At 72.3% G+C, this 437-nt stretch carries 1 protein-coding gene; it reads right to left on the reverse strand.

What is annotated here, in order from left to right; genetic code table 11:
* Positions 1 to 437 (reverse strand): hypothetical protein (locus IFT60_RS26215; RefSeq protein ID WP_192057029.1); only part of this gene is annotated, 437 nt, incomplete at both ends.

Raw genomic sequence — 437 nt, forward strand, 5'->3', positions numbered from 1 at the left:
CGCCGGTGACGGCATTGCCGACGATGGCCAGGTCATGGCCATCGCCGTCGACGTCGCCACCCAGGGTGACGGTCGAACCGGTGAGCGTGGTGTGCGCGCCCAACGCCACGTCGTTGCCGTAGGTCTGGGTGCCGCTGGTGGTGACGCCGCCGCCGTCGATTGCGGTGGTGCCGTTGCCGCTGGTGGTGACGCTGGCCAGGGCAGTGGTGCCGCCCACGGCGCCGCCGAAGGTGGTGGTGCCGTCGGTAGCGACCGTCAGCGCATGTGCGCCGTCTAGCGTGCCGCCGAAGCCGATGTCGCCGCCGCCGGTGCTGGACAGCGTTGCATCCGCCGCCAGGGTGGCCGCGCCGGTGTAGGTCTGGTCGCCGCTGGTGGTCACGTCACCGCCGATGGTGGTGGTGCCGGTCACGCTCAGGTCGGCCACGCCGCTGACGTCG

Origin of the sequence: Massilia sp. CFBP 13721 (assembly GCF_014842025.1) — a bacterium.
In the GTDB taxonomy this organism is placed as follows: domain Bacteria; phylum Pseudomonadota; class Gammaproteobacteria; order Burkholderiales; family Burkholderiaceae_D; genus Telluria.